The organism is Dokdonia ponticola (genome assembly GCF_042653865.1).
GTDB classification, from domain to species: Bacteria; Bacteroidota; Bacteroidia; order Flavobacteriales; family Flavobacteriaceae; genus Dokdonia; species Dokdonia ponticola.
In genome coordinates this window covers 159,003-184,569 of the sequence record NZ_JBHSFV010000008.1, presented here as the reverse complement: position 1 = coordinate 184,569, position 25,567 = coordinate 159,003, and the positions used below count along the sequence as shown (strand labels likewise).

At 31.9% G+C, this 25,567-nt stretch carries 4 protein-coding genes; all 4 read left to right on the top strand.

All coding sequences use genetic code 11. The annotated features are described in order from the left end of the window. The first annotated feature begins 273 nt into the window (after positions 1–273). The 4 genes from ACFO3O_RS13770 (at position 274) to ACFO3O_RS13755 (ending at position 25,519) form a co-directional block, all read left to right on the top strand. Positions 274–6,735 (top strand): amino acid adenylation domain-containing protein, encoded by a 6,462-nt coding sequence (locus ACFO3O_RS13770; protein ID WP_379979769.1) that lies wholly within the window; start codon positions 274–276, stop codon positions 6,733–6,735. Between the two features lie 258 nt (positions 6,736–6,993). Next, on the top strand, positions 6,994–13,527 hold the full coding sequence (locus tag ACFO3O_RS13765; RefSeq protein ID WP_379979767.1) for an amino acid adenylation domain-containing protein: 6,534 nt from the start codon (positions 6,994–6,996) through the stop codon (positions 13,525–13,527). 196 nt (positions 13,528–13,723) lie between these two features. Then, positions 13,724–15,328, top strand: coding sequence for an MBL fold metallo-hydrolase (locus ACFO3O_RS13760; RefSeq protein WP_379979765.1), 1,605 nt, complete (start codon positions 13,724–13,726; stop codon positions 15,326–15,328). Positions 15,329–15,382: 54 nt separating this feature from the next. Continuing rightward, entirely contained in the window at positions 15,383–25,519 is a 10,137-nt protein-coding gene (locus tag ACFO3O_RS13755) for an amino acid adenylation domain-containing protein (RefSeq protein WP_379979763.1), read from the top strand. Positions 25,520–25,567 lie beyond the last annotated feature (48 nt).

The following is a 25,567-nucleotide window of genomic DNA, read 5'->3' as shown; positions in this document are numbered from 1 at the left end:
TTTGATAGGTCTTTAAAATAATGACCATCTAAAGATTCTGTGTGGCTTACACTTAAGGGGAGGTGCTACTCCTTTTTTGAACAAAGCCGTGTTGATTAATGACACGAATCACTTTGGTTCCCTCTCTTAAAATAAGTGAGGGTTTTAGGGTAGTAGACACTAATAATTTTAAATGGTAATTACTATAATCTACTTTTTTAAGTAGCATAATGATGACGCCATAACTGTAGAAATAATTTTTGCATTTCAGCTTAATTTAAAAAAAAACATATAGTGATAACACATTTAATACACAAATTACAGTCATTAAAAATTGGACTTAAGATTGTAAATGGAAGCCTTAAGATTAATGCGCCTAAAGGGACATTAACCTCTGAGATTATTGATGAAATTAAGGAGCATAAAAGTGAGTTAATTGAGTTGCTTTCTTCTTTAGAGTCTATTCCTAAAGCACCAAACAAGGATTATTATGCACTTACTTCATCACAACAACGATTGTGGACATTAAGTCAGTTTGAAACAAGTAATATAGCATATAATATTTTTTATGCTTTTGAATTTACGGGAACTGTTATTATCGAGAAGCTCTCATTAGCTTTCACTAAACTGATACAACGTCACGAGAGTCTTCGTACTATTTTTAAAGAAGATGCAGACGGAGTACTGGGACAGTATATCATTCCACAAGAAATATATACAAGTGAGCTACGATATACAGATATGAGCACGTTTGAAAGTGATACTATTTTGGAAGCCCACATAAATACTTTTAGACAGCATATCTTTAATTTACAGGTAGGGCCTTTATTTATAGGAGAAATTGTTAGTGTTTCAAAGGACCGCTATATTTTGATGTTTAATATGCATCATATCATAGGTGATGGATGGTCTATGGAAATATTAACTAGAGAGTTTATTGAATTTTATAACACACTGATGTCAGGAAAAGAAATAGTTTTTCCAGAATTACCAATTCAATATAAAGACTATTCAGAGTGGCAACACAGTACAACTAGACAAAAAAAAATAGAAAATACTAGAACCTTTTGGCTAGACACATTTTCTGGAGAATTACCATTGTTAGAGTTACCATTTAGTAAGGTAAGACCCCAAATAAAAACCTATCATGGTTCAGGGGTAGATCACTTATTTTCTAAGGAGTTAACCTTTCAACTTAATAAATTTGCTCAACAAAAAGGAGTAACACTATTTATGGTTTTAATGGCTAGTATTAATGGGTTGCTCTCGCGATATACAAACACCAGAGATATTATTCTGGGTACACCAGTTGCAGGTAGGGAACACAGTGATTTAGAAAATCAAGTGGGCTTATATTTAAATACACTAGCGATCCGTACTAAATTTGAAAAGGATATTAGTTTTGAAGAATTACTAACAATACAGAAAGACACACTATTAGATGCCTACTCTCATCAAGATTATCCTTTTGATAGTTTGGTAGAGGAGTTAGATATAAAAAGAGATATAAGTAGATCTGCATTGTTTGATGTTTTAGTGGTATTTCAAAATCAGCAAAAAGTAGTAACTCCTTATGATGATCTGATTTTGGATGACCTGAAAGTTACACCATATCAAAAAATAGAGAAGTCATTTAGTAAGTTTGATCTCAGTTTTGCTTTCATAGAAGTCGAAGAGCAATTACTCTTACAAATAGAGTATAATACAGATCTTTACGAATTAGAATTTATAGAACGGTTACGAGTTCATCTTGAGAATTTTTTAGCAAAAGCAATCAAGGTTTCAAAAGAGAAAGTTACTAAAATTAACTACCTCACTCCAGCAGAAGAGTCTCAATTATTGATTGAATTTAATGAAACTGCTAATGATTACCCAAATAAAACTATTGTAGAATCATTTGTGTTACAAGCTAAAAAGACACCAGAAGCAGTTGCTATTATATTTGGAAATAAGGAGCTTACATATAAAGAATTAGATGTTGTATCTAATCAATTAGCACAGTATTTGTTATCTAATTATGACCTCAAAAAAGAAGATTTAATTGCGGTAAAATTAGATCGTAGTGAGTGGTTAGTCATCTCATTATTGGCTGTTTTAAAAACAGGATGTGCCTATGTACCAGTTGATCCTGGGTATCCAGAAGAACGTATTAGCTTTATAGAACAAGATTGTAACAGTAAAGTTACCATAGATGAAGATGAACTAGCATCTTTCAGCAAAAACAAATTGATTTCTAGTGAGCTACCTGAAATTGTAATCAATCCAGAAAATTTAGCTTATGTGATTTACACATCGGGATCTACAGGAAAGCCAAAAGGAGTAATGATTGAACATGGAAGTTTATCAAACTTATGTTTTTGGCATATTGAAACGTATAACTTGGACGCATTCAGTAGAGGGAGTTTATATGCTGGTATTGGATTTGATGCTTCTGTTTGGGAAATCTATCCTTATTTAGTATCAGGAGGGTCTTTATATCCAATTTCGGATTCAGTAATTAGATATGATGTACATTCTTTAGCTGGGTTTTTAAATGAAAATAAGATCACACATGCCTATTTACCTACGAAGATATGTGAAGAGTTATCAGTTCAAAATATAGCATTAGACGGAACAAAAATACTAACAGGAGGTGAAGCTTTGTCTTTATCTCAAAAGGCAACTCATCTTAAAATTTACAATAATTATGGGCCTTCAGAAAATACAGTTGTTACGACTAGTTTTGATCTTCAGAATCGTTTAGGGGAAAGTATTCCAATAGGAACTCCTATATCTAATACTCAAATATATATTGTTTCAGAAGAGGAAGGATTACAGCCTTTAGGTGTTATTGGGGAAATATGTATTTCAGGATTAGGGCTATCAAGAGGCTATTTGAATCAACCAGAATTAACAGCAGAGAAGTTTGTTGTTAATCGCTTTCGCGAAAGCGGAAAATTATATAAAACTGGGGATTTAGGAAAATGGCTTTCAAATGGGATGATCGAGTTTTGTGGAAGAAAAGATAATCAAGTAAAAATAAGAGGATATCGAGTAGAGTTAGGAGAGATTGAAAACATACTAAAAGATGTAAAATCAATAGATCAAGCAGTTGTTATTGATGTTGATATTGAAGGAGATAAAGCATTGGCGGCTTATTATGTGAGTGATGAAGAAATAGATAGACAGATACTACGTAGTGCGCTAAGAAGTAAACTGCCAGATTATATGATTCCTAGTTATTATGTGGCGGTAAAGAGGATTCCTTTAACTTCAAATGGTAAGTTAGATAACACTGCTTTACCAGAAATTACGCAAGAAGATCTTATAAGAAATGAATATGTAGCACCAACAAATGAATTCGAAGAACAATTGGTGGTGATTTGGAAAGAGGTTCTCGGTGCAGAAAAAATAAGCATTGAAGATGATTTGTTTTCCTTAGGGGGGCATAGTTTAATATTAACAAAGCTAATAAATGAGTATAACAAGAATTTTGAGGTAAACTTAAATATAAAGGATTTATATCAACATACAACTTTAGTCTCTCATGCAGATTTGATTGCTAAATCTTCAAAACAGAAATTTAATAAAATTGAAACGTTAGAACCTCAAGAATACTATGATGTATCTCCGACACAACTTCGTTTTTGGTTGCTTTATAAAATAGAGGGTAGATCCATAGAATTCAATATGCACAATAGAGTGGAATGGATTCCAGAGGTTAATATTAAGATTTTTCAGCAATCGCTTAACGAATTGATAGGTAGGCATGAAATGTTAAGGACCGTTTTTTTAGAAAAAGATGGTGTTCCAAAGCAAAAGGTATTAGAGCCAACTCCTATAAAATGTCCAGTATATAAAGTGGATGAGATAGAGCAAGCAAGCAAGGATGTTTTTGATAAAGAATTTAATTTTGAAGTATTTCCATTATTTAAAATAGCATTACTCGAAACCAAAAATGGGTATGATATCTTATATAATCAACATCACATTATTAGTGATGGTTGGTCTATGGGGGTTATTTTTAGAGATTTAATGGCTATTTATAATTCAAGAATTGACGGAAAAGAACCAGAAGTTCCAAAATTAGATATTCAATATAAAGAATTTGCACATTGGCAAAATCAAATTATAACAAACGAATCTTTAAGTACACAAGAAGATTATTGGTCTACTAAACTATCAGGAAGCTTACCATACCTACAATTACCAGCAGATTATGATAGAAATAGTAAAAGCGACACTACGGTTTCTGGCTATCACACTATTTTTTTAAATGAAGAACTAAAAAATAAAATTGATGCTGTTACAAGAGTACATAAGGTAAGCGTATTTTCATTATTTGTTGCATCTGTAAATATTCTTTTAAATAGGTTAACGTCCGAGAAGGATATCATCTTAGGAATTCCTGTAGCAAATAGAAATCACTATCAATTAAAGAATGTAGTAGGTTGTTTTTTAAATACACTAATGCTTAGGAATCAGTTGGACAAAGAAAGTTCTTTTAAAGATTTTTTACATAGTACGCATGAGACCTTGATAAGTGGATTGGTCAATCAAGATTATCCTTTTGAACATCTATTAGAAAAATTAGGAGTACAAAGCCTTCAAAGTAATTTTCCAATGAGTCCAATATTTTTAAACATGTTAGATTTTGATTTAAAATCTGATAACGATATTAAAGATTTTAGTTCGATTCAAGGAGAATTTAACACACCACCTAAATTTGAGATAGAGTTTTATTTTAAGAGTTATGCAAATAGTTATTGTATAAATTGTGTATATGACAAAGGGTTGTTTGCAGAAGAGAGTATTCAATATTGGATAGAAGAATATGTTTCAATACTAAATCAAGCGATTGATAATACAAGTCAATCCATAAAGGATATAAGCGTATTCAAGAAATTTTTATATGAAGAGGAAGATCCGGTACCAACTAATGATTTTCAATTTTTTGAGGATCAGGAAGTATACCAAAGCATTATAAGTCGTTTTGAAAAACAAGTTTGTAAAACACCAGAAGCGGTAGCGATTGGTATAAAAAATACATCAGTTACCTATCGAACTCTTAATAACAATGCTAACAAAGTAGCTAACGATATTATAAATAAGGTAGCTACGGGTCATCATAGAATTGCTTTATTAATAGATAAAAAAGATATCGCTGTATTAACAATGCTAGCAACTCTTAAAACAGGTAATGCGTATGTGCCTATAGATACAAATTATCCATTAAATAGAATTAAATATATGTTAGAAGATTCTAACGTGGATTTAATTTTATGTACTTCGGATACGCAACAATTGGCTAATGATCTATCTTCTTCATTACCAGATATGAAAATTATGGTAGTCTCATCAGAAAAAGATATTGATGATATTCCTAATTTGAATATTAAAATTGACCCATTTACAGAGGCATACATATTATATACTTCGGGTTCTACAGGCAATCCTAAAGGAGTGATTCAGAATCATAGAAATGTATTACATTTTATTAGAGTATACACGAATAACATTCATCTTTCAGAAAAAGACATTGTAAGTTTATTGCCCACTTATAGTTTTGATGCATCTGTAAAGGACATTTATGGAGCATTACTAAATGGAGCAAAGCTTTCTATATATAATCTTCATGAATACGATGCATTAACAAATTTATCTAATTGGTTAGTGTCAGAAAAAATAACGATACTTCACATGGTACCAACAGTGTATCGATATTTTTTAAAAGGAGTAAGTGAGGGAACTGTCTTTGAAAATGTTCGGATCATAGATATGGGTGGAGAAGCGTGTCATGCCTTGGATTTTGAATATTTTAAAAAGCACTTCAAAAAAGGGGCGTTATTTATAAATGATTATGGGCCTACAGAATCAACAATTACTTTACAGAAATTTTTATCCCATGATTCTATTTTAAACAATAATAATATTCCTTTAGGTAAACCAGTGTTAAATACAACGGCATATCTTTTAGACGAAAATGACAATGAATTAGGAGTATATCAGGAGGGTGAAATAGTGTATAAGAGCGATTATTTGTCTTTAGGATATCTTAACAAAGATGAACAGACAAAAAAGGTATTTAAAAAAGATCCTGTTACTTCAGATGGTAGGGTTTATTACTCAGGAGATATTGGAAGATTACTTCCTAACGGTGAAATTGAATTTATACGAAGAAAAGATACTCAGGTAAAATTAAATGGATTGCGTATTGAGCTTGCTGAAATCGAACGCAAATTAGAAAGTATAAATGCTGTTTCAGAAGCAGTAGTGTTACTTAAAGAATTTAAAGGAAGCCAATATTTAACCGCATACATAAGAAAACAAATAGAAATTGATAAAGCAGAAATTAAAAAGATCTTAACATCTGAATTACCTCAGTTTATGATTCCAGGAGTATATAAATTTATTGAATTTTTTCCATTAACTCCAACGGGAAAAATAGATAAGAAATCCCTTCCTGAAATAAAATCTGAAGATTTTGTTAAACAAGAATATGTAGCACCAACAACAGACATAGAAAAACGACTCGTAGAAGTATGGGAAGAGGTCTTAGGTATTAAAAAAGTTGGTATTACTGATGATTTCTTTGGGTTAGGAGGTAACAGTCTCAAGGCAATGCATCTTATTTTTAAAATTAAAAAGGAATTTAATGCTCAATTTAATATTCAACAGGTTTTTGTAAATCCAACAATAGCATTTTTAGCTATTAGTGTTGAAAATACTATTTGGACTTCTCAATACAAGAAAGATTTAAAAAAGATAGTTATTTAGAAATGGTTTTGTTGGTACGAAAGTATGAATGAAATATCGATTTATAGGGTCATTAAAATAAGGGCCTTTTAATAGTTCAGTGTAGCTTATTAGAAGGAGAGGTTTACTTCTTTTACTAAACAAAGCTGTATTGATTAATGACCGAATCACTTTAGTTTCCTCCCTTTTAAATAGGGGAGGGCTGAGGTGAGGGTTTTAGAATAATCAATTCTAATTACACAAATAATATATGTTACACCTCAGAATAAAAAAGATACCATGGATATAATTCAAAATTTAATAAAAGACTTAAGATTAAAAGGAATTCTTTTAAGTTGTTCAGGCGAAAACTTAGAAATAGCTCAAGTAGATGATCTAGATATAGAAGAAAATGATATCAATTTAATACGACAATATAAGAAAGAGATTATTACGTATTTCCAAAGTTTCATATCTCAAAAGAATGACCTTGAAATACCTAATGCACCCAAACAAGAGTATTATCCTCTTTCTTCTTCTCAAGAACGATTATGGATTCTAAGTCAATTTCCAGAAAGTTCTGTAGCATATAATATGCCTTTTCAGAGAGAATTAGATGGAGATTATGATCTTGATAGTTTTGAGAAAGCTATAAGATCTGTTATTGATAAACATGAGATATTACGCACTGTGTTTATTAGCTTAGATTCTGGAGAAGTAAGACAGAGAGTATTATCTAGCGAAGAAATAGATTTTAATATTCAATATATAGACTGTAGCCAGAAGACCAATACACTAGAATATATAGAAACGTATATAAAGAATGATTCTTATAAACCTTTTGATTTAGAGTATGGGCCGCTATTGAGAGTAAGTCTTCTAAAAGCTTCAGATGCAAAGTATATTCTATACTTTAATATGCATCATATCATTAGTGATGGATGGTCTTTAAAAGTACTAACAAAAGATATCCTAGAATATTATGAGGCTTATGTAGGAGGTCGGACTATTACTGTTGAGCCATTAAAAATTCAATATAAGGATTATGCTTACTGGCAGAAAGATCAGTCTAATAATGAAAAGCAATTAGCTCAAGAAAAATATTGGGTTAAAAAATTTAGTGATGAGCCTAGTATTATAGATTTACCAACAAATAAGGTAAGGCCAAGTATTATGAGTCATAACGGACGATCATTGAAAGTCTATTTACCTACTGAAGTAGTACGTCAATTTAAAGAACGATGTAAAGAAGAGGGAGCTAGTCTTTTCATGGGTATTTTGGCAAGTTGGAATATTTTATTTCATAAATATACTTCTCTTAAAGACATTATAATTGGCTCTCCAGTTACAGGTAGAAGTCAAGCTAGTCTAGAAGATCAAATAGGATTTTACGTAAATACTATTTTGTTCAGAAATCAAATAGATCCAAATCAAAATTTTATTGATTTTCTACATAGAATAAAAGAAACAACGTTAGAAGCATATACATATCAAGAGTATCCTTTTGATAAATTAATAAAGAATTTAGGATTAGAGAATGATGCCAGTAGAAATAGGCTTTTTGATGTCTTATTAAATTTTCAAGAAACAAGTACAGAATCGTCAGTTGTAAATCAAGATGAGAGAAGGGAAGTATCCATTATTGATGGTGGAATTTGTAAGTCAAAATTAGATTTAGAAATTAGTTTTCAGAATTCGGATAATGACCTTTCATTTAATGTTATTTATAACACAGATGTATATGAAGAAGATAAAATTAGAAAGTTCTTATCTCATTACACAAACTTGCTTGAGAAACTTTTAAGTAATACAAATTCAACAATAGGTGAAATAGATATATTATTAAAAGAAGAAGAGAGATTATTACATACCTTTAATAATACAAGAAAAGAGTATCCTGAAAATAAAACAATATTAGATCTTTATAAAGAGCAATTAGAAAATAATGGAGATGCTATAGCTGTTATTTTTGATGATAAAAAAATAACATTTAATGAGTTAGAGAGCCTGTCTAATAAAATGGCTATTTATCTTAAAAATGAATTTTCGATACAAAAACAAGATTTAGTTGCTATAAAATTACACCGTAGTGAGTGGATGCAAATAGCAATAGTAGCCGTGTTAAAATTAGGAGCAACCTATATTCCAATAGATCCAGATTATCCACAGCAAAGGCTTGAATATATTCAGAAGGATAGCGGATATACTACATGTATTGATGAAAATACAATACGTATATGTATAGATAATTTATCATCTATACAGGAAGAGTTTTTGGCACCAGAAGTATTGCCTGAAGATATTGCTTATGTTATATATACATCTGGATCTACAGGAAATCCTAAAGGAGTTTTAAATAATCATGCGGGATTATATAATCGTTTATTATGGATGAGAGACGATTTAGAAATCACAAATAAAGATAAACTTCTACAAAAGACTCCATATACTTTTGATGTTTCTGTGTGGGAGCTAACAATGCCTTTAATTACAGGAGCTACATTGATTTTCGCAAAGCCAGACGGTCATAAAGACCCTCTGTATTTAGAAGAAATTATAGAAGAATACGCTATTAGCATTATTCATTTTGTCCCATCTATGTTAGGTGTCTTTTTAATGCAAGCATCTATAAATACTTGTAACTCTCTTAGACATTTAGTGTGTAGTGGTGAAGCATTACCAGAACAGGTTGTTACAGATTTTAAAAAATTATTCTTAACAACAGAGATACATAATTATTATGGTCCAACAGAAGCTGCAATAGATGTAACTGCCATCAATCTTTCCGATAGTAAAAGAGTAAACACTTCAGTCTCTATTGGATATCCAGTCGCCAACACCTCTATCTATATTACCAATGAAGATTTAAAATTACAACCTATAGGAGTAATAGGAGAACTTATTATAGAAGGGATACAAGTAGCTCAAGGATATTTAAACAAACCAGAATTGACCAAAACGAAGTTTTTAGAAAGTCCTTTTGTAAAAGGAGAACGAATCTATAGAACAGGAGATCTCGCTAGATGGTTGCCAGATGGAAGTATAGAATATATAGGTCGAATAGATAACCAAATAAAAATTAGAGGAAATAGAATAGAGATTGGTGAAATAGAAAATAGTCTACAACAGTCTGAGATTGTTCAACAAAGTGTTGTAGTCGTAAAAAAAGATCAAGTAGGCAATCAACGTTTAATAGCGTATGTAGTTCCTAAAGAAGGATGTCATACTGATATCCTAAATAAATATCTAAAGGATAATTTACCATCATATATGATTCCTTCATTAATCATTGAATTATCTGAAATTCCTGTTACAGCTAATGGGAAATTAAATAGAAAAGCCCTTCCAGAACCAACTTTAGATGAGGTGTCATCTCAAAAATACGTGGCTCCTAGAAATAAAATAGAAGAAGCATTGGTAGATTTATGGATTGATGTACTAGGATATGAGAAGGTTGGTATTGAAGATAGTTTCTTTCAATTAGGAGGAGACTCTATCGTAGCTATTAGACTTATAAGTAAGATCAATAAATATTTTAATGTTCGTCTAGGAGTTGATCTATTATATAAATATCAAACCATATCAGAATTATCACAACAATTAATACATCAGAGAGATAGCATTCAAGATGAAGGGTTATATAATCAGGTGCAAGAAGAATTGAAATCTCTTAAAAAAGAAGTTTTTGATTCTATAAAGGATTCAGCTGCTATTGAAGATGTCTACCCGATGAGTGATATTCAAAAAGGGATGGTTTTTTCTTCTATAATTAATCCTGGAAGCGCGGTATATCACGATCAATTTGTCTATCAAATACCAAAATTAGATAGAATGTCTTTTGAAAAGGCATTTCAATTAATGGTAAACAAGCATAGTATTCTAAGGACTTCATTTGATGTAGAGAGTTATGAAGAACAAGTGCAAATTGTTTATAATAAGATACCTGTTGAAATAGAATATCAAGATATTTCTCTTAAAACAGCATCAGAAAAAGAGGCCCACATTACTAATTTTGTTCAGAAGGAGCGTAAAAATCCATTTGATCTTACAAAGGCTCCATTATGGAGAGCCACCATTATAGATATTGAATCTACGGAAAGTGTTTTTGTATTTCAATTTCATCATGCCATACTAGATGGTTGGAGTGTTGCGTCTTTTAATATAGAACTTTTTGATATTTATAATAAATTAATTGAAAATGAGCAGTATACTATAAATACTCTTGAGTATAGTTATAAAGAAGCTGTTGCTCAAGAGATCATAGAAAAGAAAAGAACTCCAAGCATTCAATTTTGGAAGGATGAATTGTCTGATTATAAGCGCTTAGATATTTTTTCTAAGACTAGAACTACAGATCATTACATGCAAAGATATGATGCCACTTTTTTAAATACCATTAAAGCGCGTGCGAGTCAAGATAACATTTCTTTAAAATCAGTGCTGTTTGGATCATATATGTATGCTTTAAAAATGCTTACCTATGAAGAAGATATTGTTGTTGGATTAGTATCTAATAATAGACCCATCGTTGAAGATGGGGATAAAATATTAGGGTGTTTTTTGAATACACTACCAGTTAGAATAAACTTTGAAAATTACAAGGAAGCAACTTGGATTGAGTATTTTAAAGGGATAGAAAAGCAACAAATTCAATTAAAAGGTAAAGATAGAATGCCGCTCTTTGAAATATCAAAAATTTTAAATGAGAGAACAGACGAAAAGAATCCATTTTTTGATGTGCTTTTTAACTTTATAGATTTTCATATCTATGATGATTTTGGGGCAGATGTTCAAGAAAACGACAAGGAAGAATTTAAATTTCTTAAAAATCAATCTTACGAGTCTACCAATACCATGCTAGACCTAACATTGAGTGCTACGGGTGGAGCGTTAAATTTTGATTATAAGCTTTCGCGAAAGCTTACATCCAACCTTTCCTTAAGGCGACTCCATGGATATTTTGATAAAATGCTTCATTGCTACTTGAACAATCCGCAAAAAGAGATGAGTAATAACGATATTCTTTCATTAGATGAAAAGAAAGAATTACTAGAAGTGTATGGGAATGAGAAGAAAAAAGGCTCTGAAAAAACAATACTAGATTTATTTGCTCAACAAGTTAAAAACTCACCTGATGAGATAGCACTGGTCGTAGAAAAAAGTGCCTATACCTATAAGGAATTGGACTTAGTAAGTAATCAACTAGCACTATTTATACAAACAACTTATAAAATATCTAAGGGAGATTTAATAGGGATGATGCTAGCCCGCGATGAGTGGTCTATTATTAGTATACTAGCTATTATTAAACTAGGGGCTGTATATGTACCTATTGATAAAAATTATCCAGAAGAAAGAAAGCAATATATAAAAGATGATAGTCAGTATAAGATATGCTTAGATGAAGAAATTATTCAAGATTTTGTAAATAAAAAATCAAAATATTCTCAAGTATTAGAAGACCAAAATATCTTAGCAGACAATTTATTATATGTAATATATACATCTGGAACTACAGGGAATCCTAAAGGTGTGATGGTATCACATAGAAATTTGGTAGCATTTATTCCAAACTTAGATACCAAATTAAATCTAACATCTTATAAGAGTATAGCGGCTACAGCAAGTTTTACGTTTGATATTTCTATTCTTGAGGTTTTAGGAGGATTATGTACAGGAAAAGAAGTACATCTTTTCTCAGATAAAGATGTTAATGATCCGTTTAGGATTATGGAAAAATTAAAAGAACAACAAATAGACATTATACAACTAACTCCATCAAGGCTTATCCAATTATACGATACTAAAATTGCGTTTCCTGAGAGTCTAAAAGTAATGCTAATTGGAGGGGAAGCATTGGATAGTCAAACCTATAATAATTTAAAACAAGAACATTTTCAGAGTATCAATGTATATGGTCCTACAGAAGCAACAATATGGTCATCTAGGCATATCTTAAAAGAGAATGAAAACCTAGATGTGGGTATACCTATGGATCAAGAGCAAGTGTATATACTTAATCAAGATCATGCTTTGCAACCAAAAGGAGTTATAGGAGAAATATGTATAGGTGGTGTAGGAGTGACTCAAGGCTATCTCAATAAAGAAGCACTTACACAAGAAAGATTTATAGAGAATCCATTTGTCCAGAATAGTACACTATACAAAACAGGTGATATAGGAAAATGGTTGCCAAATGGTAATTTGGCATTTTTGGGAAGAAAGGATGACCAAGTAAAGATTTTAGGATATAGAATAGAATTGGGTGAGGTAGAAAATGCCTTATTAAGACATCCAGATATTCAGGGAGCTGTTGTATTAGCCAAAGAAGTAAATACAACTGAAAAACTATTAGTAGCATATTTAATATCTGATAAAAATTTAGAATCATCTGAATTAAGAAAGTTTTTAAAGGGGATACTACCCGCATATATGATTCCATCCTACTTTGTTACACTAGATGAGTTTCCAATAACATCCAATGGGAAAATAGATAGGAAGGCTTTAAATAAGTTGGATGAAGGAAAATTATCAACAAAAATAGCTTATGTAGCACCAACGAATGAACTACAAGAACAATTAGTCGCAATCTGGGAAAAAGTACTCCAAAAAGACAAAATAGGAATACAAGATAACTTTTTTGACCTTGGAGGGCATAGTCTTTTAGCAGTAAAGATCGCCTCAGATATTCAGCGAATGCTTGATGTCAAAGTAGAAATTACTAAACTTTTCTTAGAGCCTACTATAGCAGAGTTAGCCATAGAGATAGAAAACCAGTCTTGGCAAAATACTAGTGTTGTAGAGGAAAATGTAGCAGACAGAATCTTAATCTAGCGCACTACTTTTATTTAAATAAATAGTTCACATAAAAACAATTCTTCTACACTAAATAGAAGTCAGCTTTATCAGTAATAGAATTAATTAAATTTTAAAACAGCTCACAGTCAGTTATTTATTACAGGCTTGTGTAACGTTCTAGTGCTTACTAATTTTTAAAATAACATATAATCACTTTAAAATAATTTTTCCAATGAAACAAGACAACAAAAACTATTATCTAAAACTAAATGTAGCTATAGAAGCTTTAATTGATAGATGGTATGCCTGGTCACATCTCGTGTCTCCTGCTACAGCAGCAATGAATATAAAAGAGCGACACCTTAAGATCATGCAGTCTTATATTAAAAACCCTAAGACGCACGCCGCTGCGGTTAAAAGACCAGAAATGATAGGAGGACCTTTTATAGATTATGAAGGAGGAAGAGTAGAAGAGATAAAGGAGTTATTTGAAAATACACTTTCCAAAAGAGAGAATATGTTAGAATTGTATAATGCAATCCATGATCTGAATGATATGTTGCAGAAAAATGCAATAGGATATTCTTTAGACCCTTTATACAAAGAAGTACCTGACATTTTACAAGGTATGGTTGAGTTATACTATGACCTCAATAACAAACCAAACTTCAGATTTTTTGAATCATTATTGTACAAAAGCGAATTCTATGATGAGTCAACGCAATCTATATCATTACAATTAGTAGACTCAGACGATGCACGATCATTTGTGTTAAGTACACCAAGATTAAATGATGCTAATTTAATTCACTTAGATCTTGATTTTAAAAATCAACTAATCGATAAATTATTTAGAATGAAAAGGGTTCCAGGGAGTTACCAGGAAATCATGAAGGATTTAGGAATCCGCCCCGAGCAACAAGAACTTTTCAAGAGCTTTTTTACAGAAGAAGCTCCACCAAAGTACAAGAAGTACACAGGAGAAGGAATTAGAACTAGATACTTTGGGCATGCTTGCGTATTGGTAGAGACCAATGAAATTTCAATTTTAGTCGATCCAGTGATTAGTTATGATGGTTATGAAACAGATGTAAATAGATATACTATTAACGATTTACCAGAAGAGATAGATTATGTGCTAATTACTCATAATCACCAAGATCACGTACTTCTAGAGACATTATTGCAATTAAGACATAGCATAAAAAATATAGTAGTTCCTTCTTCAGGAAAGGGAAATCTACAAGACCCTAATCTTAAATTAATGTTTAATGCAATAGGGTTTCATAATGTCATAGAATTGGATGACATGGAAACCATAGAGTTAGATAGATGTGTCATTACGGGCTTACCTTTTATAGGAGAACACTCAGATATTGATATCAGATCAAAATTATGTTTTCATGTAGAGTTACATAACAAATTGAAAGTATTATTTGCTGCAGATTCTTGTAATGTAGAACCTAAAGTGTATGAAAGAATTCAAGCTATTGTAGGTGATATAGATGTACTTTTTCTAGGAATGGAATGTGAAGGAGCACCCTTAAGTTGGTTATACGGGCCACTAATGTTTGATAAGTTGCCACGAGAGATGGATCAGTCACGTAGGCTAGCAGGTAGTGACTTTAAGCAAGGAGAACGACTAGTCGATATATTCAGTCCTAAAAATGTATTTGTATATGCTATGGGATTAGAACCCTGGCTAGTATTTATAAGTTCTTTAAAATACACAGATGAATCAAAACCTATTGTGGAGTCCAATAAATTGGTAGAAGAGTGTAAAAAAAGAGGAATAGATGCAGAACGATTATTCGGAGAGAAAACGATTGAATATTAAAAATTAAAACTTGTTTCGTAACCCTATGAAATAAGTTTAAAGCATATACCAGTAATGAAAACAGCAAAAGACATACTCAAGACACTCAGACAGCAACAAATAAAACTTGTGCTAAACGGAGACGATATAGAAGTTATATCTTACGATAATAAACTTTCTAAGGAGCAAATACTTCTTATTAAATCAAACAAAGAAGGAATCATTCAATACTTAAAAACTATTGATAATAAAAAAGTTGTATCCGAAATTCCAAACGTTCCCTTAGCTAAGAATTATCCATTGTCTAATTCTCAAAGAAGATTATGGGTTGTAAGTCAGATGGAAGAGTCCTCTATTGCTTATAACCTACCAGTATCTATTGTATTAGATGGTACCTATGATATTCCTTGTTTTACTCGCTCTATAGAAGCTACTATTGATCGTCATGAGATTCTAAGAACTGTATTTAGAGAAGATTCAAATGGAGAGGTATCCCAATGGGTTCTAGATAGAGAATCGTTAGGATTTTCTATAGATTATAAAGATTTTAGTACCACTTCAAGTCCTAGTGAAATCTCTAAGAACTATGTAGCAGAAGATTCTTATAAGGTTTTTGATTTAGCAAATGGTCCTTTAATCCGAGCAAGTATTCATAAGCTATCAGAAGATCAATATGTGTTCTATTATAATATGCACCATATTATCAGTGATGGGTGGTCAATGAATGTCTTAGCTAAAGATGTTATGGCCTATTATGATGCTTACATAACACAAGCAGAACCCAATCTAACGGACTTGAGAATACAATATAAAGATTATGCCTCGTGGGAGCTTGAGCAATTAGAAGGAGAGTTGTTTGATACACATAAATCATATTGGTTAGATAAACTTTCAGGAGAGTTGCCTGTCATAGATTTACCTGGGCAAAAATCACGTCCAAAATTTAAAGGGAATAGAGGAGAGACTATCAAAACTTTTGTGTCTCCTAAATTAACAAAAGGACTGAATGATTTTGTGAAAGGTCAAAAAGGAAGCCTTTTTACAGGTATTTTAACCATTCTTAATGCACTTTTTTATAGATATACAGCAAAGGGAGATATCATTATTGGATCTCCTATGGTGGGAAGAGATAACTTGGATTTACAGGATCAAATAGGTTTTTATGTAAATAGTTTAGCATTTAGAAATGAAGTAAATGCAGAAGATAGTCTTGTTTCATTATATCAACATGTAAAGACAACAGTACTAAATGGTTTTGATCATAAATTGTATCCATTTGATCGTCTTGTAGAAGATTTAGATGTGCCGTATGACATGAGTAGAACTCCTATTTTTGACATATCACTTACCCTTCATGACCCTATTGATGGAGAAGGAGTACAATTACCATCCTTGGAAGATATGGATAATGTATCTCCAGTAACGGTAGGAGTGAGTAAAAATGATGTTGAATTTCACTTTCGTCAAATAGGAGAAGTACTCTCTTTTGGGATCAATTATAATAGTGATGTATATGATGCAGAAACACTTGCTAACGTGATGAGTCACTTTAAGCAATTGCTGTCAAATATGTTAATGAATCCTGAAAAGGCGATAAGTACGATAGACTATTTACGTACAGAAGAGAAGCAAGAACTTCTTAGTGATTTTAATACAAATACACTTGAGTATCCTGAAAATACAACGCTATTAAGCCTTTTTCAAGAACAAGTACAAAATACACCAGATACGGTAGCACTTGTATATGAGGAGAAAGAACTGACATATAGTGAGCTAGATACCCTATCAAGTCAATTAGCAAACTGTTTACGTGTAGAATATAATGTGCAAGAAGGTGATCTTATAGGGATTCATTTAGATAGAAGCGAACTATTTATACTTTCGATATTGGGGATTCTTAAATCAGGAGGAGCTTATGTCCCTATTGATCCAGAATATCCTGAGAGTAGAAAAGAGTACATTATAAATGATGCTAACATAAAATTACTTCTTACGAGTACAAACTATATGTTTGATATGGATTATTATGAAGAGACTCTATTTGCAATAGATGTAGAATTTGATGCTTCAGAATACAATCCTAATCTTGATTATCAAGTAAGTCCATCAGCTTTAGCATATGTAATTTATACATCAGGTTCTACAGGAAATCCAAAAGGAGTATTAATACCACATAAATCAATAACAAATACGATTCTGGCTCAGATAGAAGCATTTCATATGAGAGCCTGTGAGAGAAGTTTGCAATTTGCATCATTCTCTTTTGATGCCTCTGTTTCAGAAATATTCATCACACTTTTATCAGGTACAACACTTTATGTGGTAAGCGATGATAAAAAGAATGACCCAAAACAATTAGAAAGCTATATTGTAGATAATAAAATTGATGTAGCTACATTACCACCATCATACCTTAAGCTCATCAATATAGAAAGCCTTAAAAACATGAAGGTGTTGGTTACTGCTGGCGAGGCTGCCGTATATGACAAAGTGATGTCTTTTATAGATCAGGGAGGTATTTTTATCAACGCGTATGGTCCTACAGAAGTAAGTATCTGTGGTTCTACGTATGAAATGACTAAAGAAACACAATTGGCATCTACTACGATCCCAATAGGAGGTCCTATTGCTAATGCTCAGTTATATGTTTTAGATCCGTGTAATAACTTACAACCTAAAGGTGTTGTCGGAGAAATATGTATCGGTGGAAAAGGGCTTGCTATTGGATACTTAAATAGAGAAGACTTAACGGCAGAAAAATTTATTCCAAATCCGTTTGTAGAAGGAGAACGCTTATATAAAACTGGAGATTTTGGCAAATGGTTACCTGAAGGAATTATTGAATTTGTAGGAAGAGAAGATGATCAAGTAAAGATTAGAGGTCATAGAATAGAGTTAGGAGAAATAGAATATCAATTAGAGTCTAAAGATGATATTAGAGAAGCTGTTGTATTAGCAAAAGAATCTCCCTCTGGCGATAAAGAATTGATTGCTTATGTAGTTACCGAGAAAGAACAAAAAGTATCAGAATTACGAGCCTTTTTATTAAGAACGCTTCCTGAGTATATGTTACCAAGTCTCTATGTAGAAATAGATGAGATCCCATTAACCGTTAATGGAAAAATAAATAAGAAACAATTATTTGCTTTATCAGGAGATATGGTTTCAGATCAAGTTGCATTTGAAGCACCTACCAACGAAACAGAAGAAAAAATAGTAGCTATCTGGAAAAAAATACTCCATCTAGATAGCATCAGTATTCATGATGAATTTTTCCTGCTTGGAGGTCAGAGTCTTAAAGCAATATCGCTTATAAACGAATATCAAAAAGTATTTAATGTCGAAATTAAATTAAAAAATATTTTTGAAAATCCAACAGTAGCAAACCAAGCTTCATACATACAGAAAGCAGCAAAAATACAGTTTGTTCAGATTCAAAAAATAGAAGAACAAGATAGCTATCCTATTTCTAATGCTCAAAAACGTTTATGGATCTTAAGTCAAGTAGAAAAAGGATCTATTGCATATAATATTCCGTTCTCTACTATATTACAAGGGGAGTATAATATCACTCGATTTGCAAAAGCAATCGATACGGTTATAGAGCGTCATGAGATTTTAAGAACTGTATTTAGAGAGGAAGATTCAGGAGAAGTTAGACAGCATATTTTATCAAAAGATGCGCTAGGGTTTGCGATCGATTATCAAGATTTTAAATCAGAAGAAAATCCTGAAGCTATGGCAAAAGCATACATAGCGTCAGATGCAAATACAGCATTTGATTTAGCAAATGGGCCATTATTGAGAGCTAGTTTATTACAGCTATCCGATGAGCAGTATGTGTTTTATTATAACACCCATCATATTATAAGTGATGGATGGTCAATGGATGTATTGTCAAGGGATGTTCATATTTGTTATAAAGCATATATGGAAGGACTAGCACCAGAATTACCTGAATTAAGAATCCAGTATAAAGAGTATGCTACTTGGCAATTATCTCAAATAGAGACAAAAGAATATCAAGACCATAAAACGTTCTGGACAGAAAGCTTAAAAGGAGACTTACCAATTTTAGAATTACCTAAAAAAGGAGCAAGACCCTCTGTAAATACCTATGAAGGAAAAGGATTGAGAACATATATTTCTCAAGAAACTACTTCAGGACTAAAGAACTTGAGTCAAGATCAAGGTGGAAGTCTTTTTATGGGATTATTGGCAGCTTGGAATGTATTATTTAATAAATATACAACGAGTAAAGATATTATTATTGGAAGCCCTGTAGCCGGAAGAGGGCATGCAGATTTAGAAAATCAAATAGGTTTTTATGTAAATACAGTGGCATTAAGAAATCAGATCAACACAGAACAGAGTTTTACAACATTTTATAATGAAGTAAAGCAAACTACAATGTCTGCATTCTCACACCAGTCATATCCTTTTGATTGTGTAGTAGAAGATTTAGATATAAAAAGAGAAAAAGGAGCCAATGCTATTTTTGATATCATGCTTGCATTACAAAATGTAGGAGAAAAAATCACAAATATTGTAGTTACAGAAGAAGATGAGAATACAATCCTAGATCTAGGAAATACAGTGAGTAAGTTTGATATCACATTAAACTTTCAAGAAATAGGAAAGCACCTAATCTTTGATGTGATATATAATACAAGCTTGTATGAAGAAGAAATGATTAAAAATTTAATACATCATTTCAAACAATTGACTAGTAATTTAGTACAATCGCCTAATGAGAAAATAGGAGATGTAGATTGTCTTTTACCTTCTGAAAAACAAAAACTTCTTTATGATTTTAATGCAACAGAAGTAGCATACCCTAGAGATGAAACACTTGTTACTTTATTTAAGGAACAAGTATCTAAAACACCAGATAAAGTTGCTGTTGTTTTTGAAGATGAAAAGCTTACATATAGTGAGCTGGATAATCTCTCAGATAAACTGGCTCAATGTTTAGTGTTAGATCATCATGTAAAAAATGAAGATTTTGTTGGCATTAAATTAGAACGCAGTAATTGGATTCTTGTCTCAATACTTGGAATTTTAAAATCAGGAGGTGTTTATGTACCTATTGACCCTAATTATCCGCAAGTTCGTATTGATGATATAGAAGAAGATTGTAAATGTAAAGTGACAATAAATGAGTCGTTCATAAATACATTTGAAGAGAGAAAATCTCAATTTTCATCAGAGGTGCCTGCCATCACTACGCAAGCAAATAGTCTAGCGTATGTGATGTATACATCTGGATCTACAGGCAAACCTAAAGGAGTGATGGTAGAACACAGAAACGTGGTACGTTTAGTAAAATCGAGTGCGTACTTTCAGCTTTCACCATCAAATGTATTAGTAAGTACAGGAGCTGTTTCATTTGATGCAACAACATTTGAATATTGGGGAACCTTATTAAACGGAGCCCAATTAGTCATGTGTTCTCAAAATACACTTTTAGATATTGATAGCCTGTCTAACGAAATTAAAAACCGAGATGCAGATGTGATGTGGTTTACTACAGGATGGCTTAATCAATTGGTAGATACAAACATCAATGTGTTTAATGGATTAACAACAATATTATTAGGTGGTGATAAACTATCACCAGTACACGTTAAAAAACTAAGAACGTACTATCCAGATTTAAAACTCATTAACTGTTATGGGCCTACAGAGAATACTACTTTTTCAATTACCCATGCTATTGATGAAGTTTCGGGAGACATTCCTATAGGATCCCCTATCAGTAACAGTACTGTATACATACTAAATCCTGAAGGAGATTTAACTCCAATGGGAGTAGTAGGAGAGATTTACTTAGGAGGAGACGGAGTTGCAAGAGGGTATTTAAATCAGCCAGAATTAACACAAGAAAAGTTTGTCAGAGACCGCTTTCGCGAAAGCGGAAACATCTACAAAACTGGAGATTTAGGTAGATGGAGACCTGACGGAACTATAGATTTTATGGGTAGAGTAGACGATCAAGTAAAGATACGTGGCTTTAGAATAGAATTAGGCGAAATAGAACAAGCCATCGTATCAAACTCAGATGTAGAATCTGTTGTTGTAACAACCACACAGCATTCACAAGAAAAATCAATCGTAGCTTATATTGTACCTTCTTCAACACTAGATAAAAAAGTGTTGCAAGATGCTTTAAAAGTACAATTACCAGCATATATGGTACCTAGTTACTATGTTGTGATGGATACTTTTCCATTAAATGCTAACGGAAAAGTTGATAAAAGTAAATTGCCTGATGTTGGGGAGGATGATATTTTAAGAGAAGAATATATTGCTCCAAAAACGGAAGAAGAAAAAGTGCTGGTAGCTATTCTAGAGAAAGTACTCAAGGGACAAAATATTAGTATTAGAGATAATTTCTATAGCTTAGGAGGAGACTCTATAAACTCTATACAAGTTGTTTCACGTCTTAAACAAGAAGGATACAGATTACGAGTAGAACACATTTTGCAAACTCCTGTACTAGAGGAGCTAGCAAAGTATATGAAAGAAAACGTAGTTCAAAAAGATCAATCTGTAGTTTCAGGAAACGTTGGATTAACCCCAATACAACACTACTTCTTTAAAGATTCTGAAGTTGCTAATACAAATCATTTTAATCAAGGAGTAGCACTTAAAAGTGCGATGCCAATAGATGAAGAAAAACTAAAAGATAGTATTCAAGCACTTGTAGTTCATCATGATGCTTTAAGGATGAGGTATAAAAAATCTTCAGACGGATGGGTACAGACGAATGAAGGGATTTCAGGAACACACTTTGAAATCTCATTTTATGACCTTACATCAGAAGAAGATGAATTAAAAGTAATGGCAGAAGTAAGTGATGTATTACAATCTAGTATTGATATATCACAAGGACCATTATTTAAGGTAGGGCATTTTCGCTTGTCAGATGGAGATCGATTAGCATTAATAATACATCACTTAGTGATAGACGGCGTTTCTTGGCGTATTCTTTTAGAAGATTTAATGACACTTTATAAAGGTGCTATTTCAAATCAAAAAGTACAGTTGCCATTAAAAACAGACTCCTTCCAGAATTGGTCATCAACTCAATATCAATATGCAAATGAAGCAGCACAATTAGAAGAGTTAGCTTACTGGAAAAATATTGGTTTAGAAACGTTACCTAGCTTTCCAGTTGATAAAGAGTCAGATACAAAACATCTAAAATTAGATAAAGATGTTGTGTTTGCTTTAGATCAAGAAACTACATCACAATTAAGAACTGTTGCTCATAAGGCATACAATACAGAAATGAATGATGTTTTGTTAACTGGTTTAGGTTTAGCGATACAAGAAGTATTTGGAATAGAAAAAAGCATGCTTTGTCTAGAAGGACATGGAAGAGAAGAGTTAAATGAGAATGTAGATTTAAGCCGAACAGTTGGCTGGTTTACAACCATGTATCCATTTCTTTTAGAAGTATCTAAGGATCAAAACAAAGAAGAAAACTTAATCAAAGTAAAAGAGTCTTTACGTAAAGTACCAAATAAAGGAATAGGATATGGAATTTTTAAATACCTCTCTTCAGAAGAGTTATCAAAAATAACAACAACCATATTATTTAATTACTTAGGGATTTTTGGAGAAGAGCTAGATACAGAAGAAGGAGAAGAAGAGATCTTTGAATATAGTGGTGAGTACATTGGAGAAGAGATGGATGCTAATGAGCCATCTACAACACCTATCCAAGTATCAGGAATTATAGTATCTGGAGCGCTTAGAATAGCTATTAAATATGCTAGTTCTCAATATGAGGAAGAAACAATTAATACGCTATTACAATCGTATGAAAATAACTTAAAGGAACTGGTTAAGAACTTAAAAGCGGCAAAAGAGAGTACATTAACACCGTCAGATCTTACGTATAAAGGATTGTCTATAGATCAATTGAGTGAGATTAATACAGTAGCACCTATAGAAGATGTGTATAAACTATCACCACTACAGCAAGGTATTTATTACCACTGGGTGTCTAGTAAAGCATCCACACTGTATTTTGAACAACTTTCGTATAAATTAGGAGGGCAACGTTTAACTATAGATTATGTGCAATCTGCATTTAGACAATTAGTTCAAAGATATCCAGTACTACGTACAAGATTTACAAGTGATTACGGTGTAGAACCGCTACAGATTGTATATGAAGATGTAAAAGAAGATTTTGCATACCATGTGATAGAAGAAGAAACAGGATTAGAAGAAGTACAAGCGATTAAAGATCGAGATAGAATTCAAGGATTTGACCCTAATGGAAAATCACAAGTACGACTTATTGTATTAGACTTAGGAAATGATAGTTATGAGTTTGTATGGAGTTTCCATCATATACTCATGGATGGATGGTGTATTAGTATTTTGCTTAATGATTTTGATCAAATTTTACGATCATTACACAATAATGAAACACTCACACTTCCTAAACCTTTATTGTATTCTAATTATATTAAATGGTTAGATAAAGTAGATATTAAAACATCTTTATCATACTGGAAAGAATATTTATCGTCATATAACAAAGCGGTTGAGATTCCTTTTCTAAATACATCACAAGGTGATATTATTGCTACAAACCATGTAGATAAGATCTTGACTATAGGTGGAGAAGCACATAAAGACTTTATAGATTTATGTAACAAACAATCCATCACTCAAAATACATGCATACAAGGAATTTGGGGATGCTTACTCGGGCATTATAATAACACCAATGATGTTATTTTTGGGAGTGTAGTATCTGGAAGACCAGGAGAATTATCTGGGGTAGAACAAATGGTAGGATTATTTATAAATACCATTCCTGTAAGGGTACAATATCAACAAACAGAAACACCACTAGATGTATTAAAAAACCTTCATGCCACCTCGATTACGAGCAAACCACATCATTACCTTAATTTATCAGATGTGCAAGCTCAAAGTCCGTTAGGAATGGATTTGATGAATCATATTGTTGTATTTGAAAACTATCCAATACAAGAAGCAATACAATCAGATTTACAATCCAACGCAAGTTCAGATTGGAACCTCTCTCTAGAAGGACAAGAAGTATTTGAACAAACAAATTATGATTTTAATTTACTGATTGTACCTGGAGCAAAGAGCATTAATATCGTGTTTAGGTATGACGAATGCAAGTTGGATACTACCTTCATGAATATCCTTTTAGAACATTTTAAAGCGATGTTTCATCAGTTTGTGTATCATACAAACAACCCATTGAATACGTGTATTCCTATAGCATATCAAGAAATTGTAGACGATCAAAATAATAAAATTTATAAAGAAATTTTATTACAAGAAATTCTTGATTATCACAATACATATATACAAGATACAGCCAATATGTCTCCATTAAAAATTGTGTACAGAGATCAATTTTTGGTAGCAGATCATCAAATTCAATTTTGGAAAAGCATTTTTAAAAATGAAATAATTCCAGTACAATTTCCTTTTCAGAAAAAGAAAACAAAAAATCACACCTATGTATCAAATAGTGTGAAAGTTGAGTTGGGAGAAAAATTCAAAAACGGATTTGAAAAAATATCGGCATATCAAAAAGGAAGTATGGAAACTACTTGCTTATTTCTTGTCAATATGATGATTCATAAATACCTAAATACTAATAATATAATGGTAGGATCATCCTTTGCAGTAGAGGATGCAATACAAGAAAAACAATACGTGCATCAGTTACCTGTAGTGACAAATATCAATGAAGAATCTACACTAGATGATCTGTATGAGGCTTTTAGAAATCATTATAATGATGTAAAAGATAACGCAACATATCCATTATCAGTATTGATGAATCAATTAGGGCTTAATACAAATACAAACTATTCAGGACTTTTCAATATTCTAGTAGACTACTATAAGGAAGATGGTATGTTGTCAAAAACATCAAGTACTATAAACCCTTATGATATGTCATTAGAGTTTGTAGACGATGGATCAACCATAGATTGCATAGTCACATACAATACCTCATTATTTGATGAGATACAGATAACACTTTTCATAAACAGATTAGAAGTAATATCTGAGCAACTTGTAGACTATTCAGATACCCTTGAGTTAAAATTCCTAAATGACTTAAGTTTTGATGCTAATGAAGAAGTACAAAAAACACTTCAAGACAAATTAGCATTCTCATTAGAAGAAAACTTCTAAAAGCAAATATATTTTTTGGGCGTTCGGGCGGGCTATCCGTTATATCTT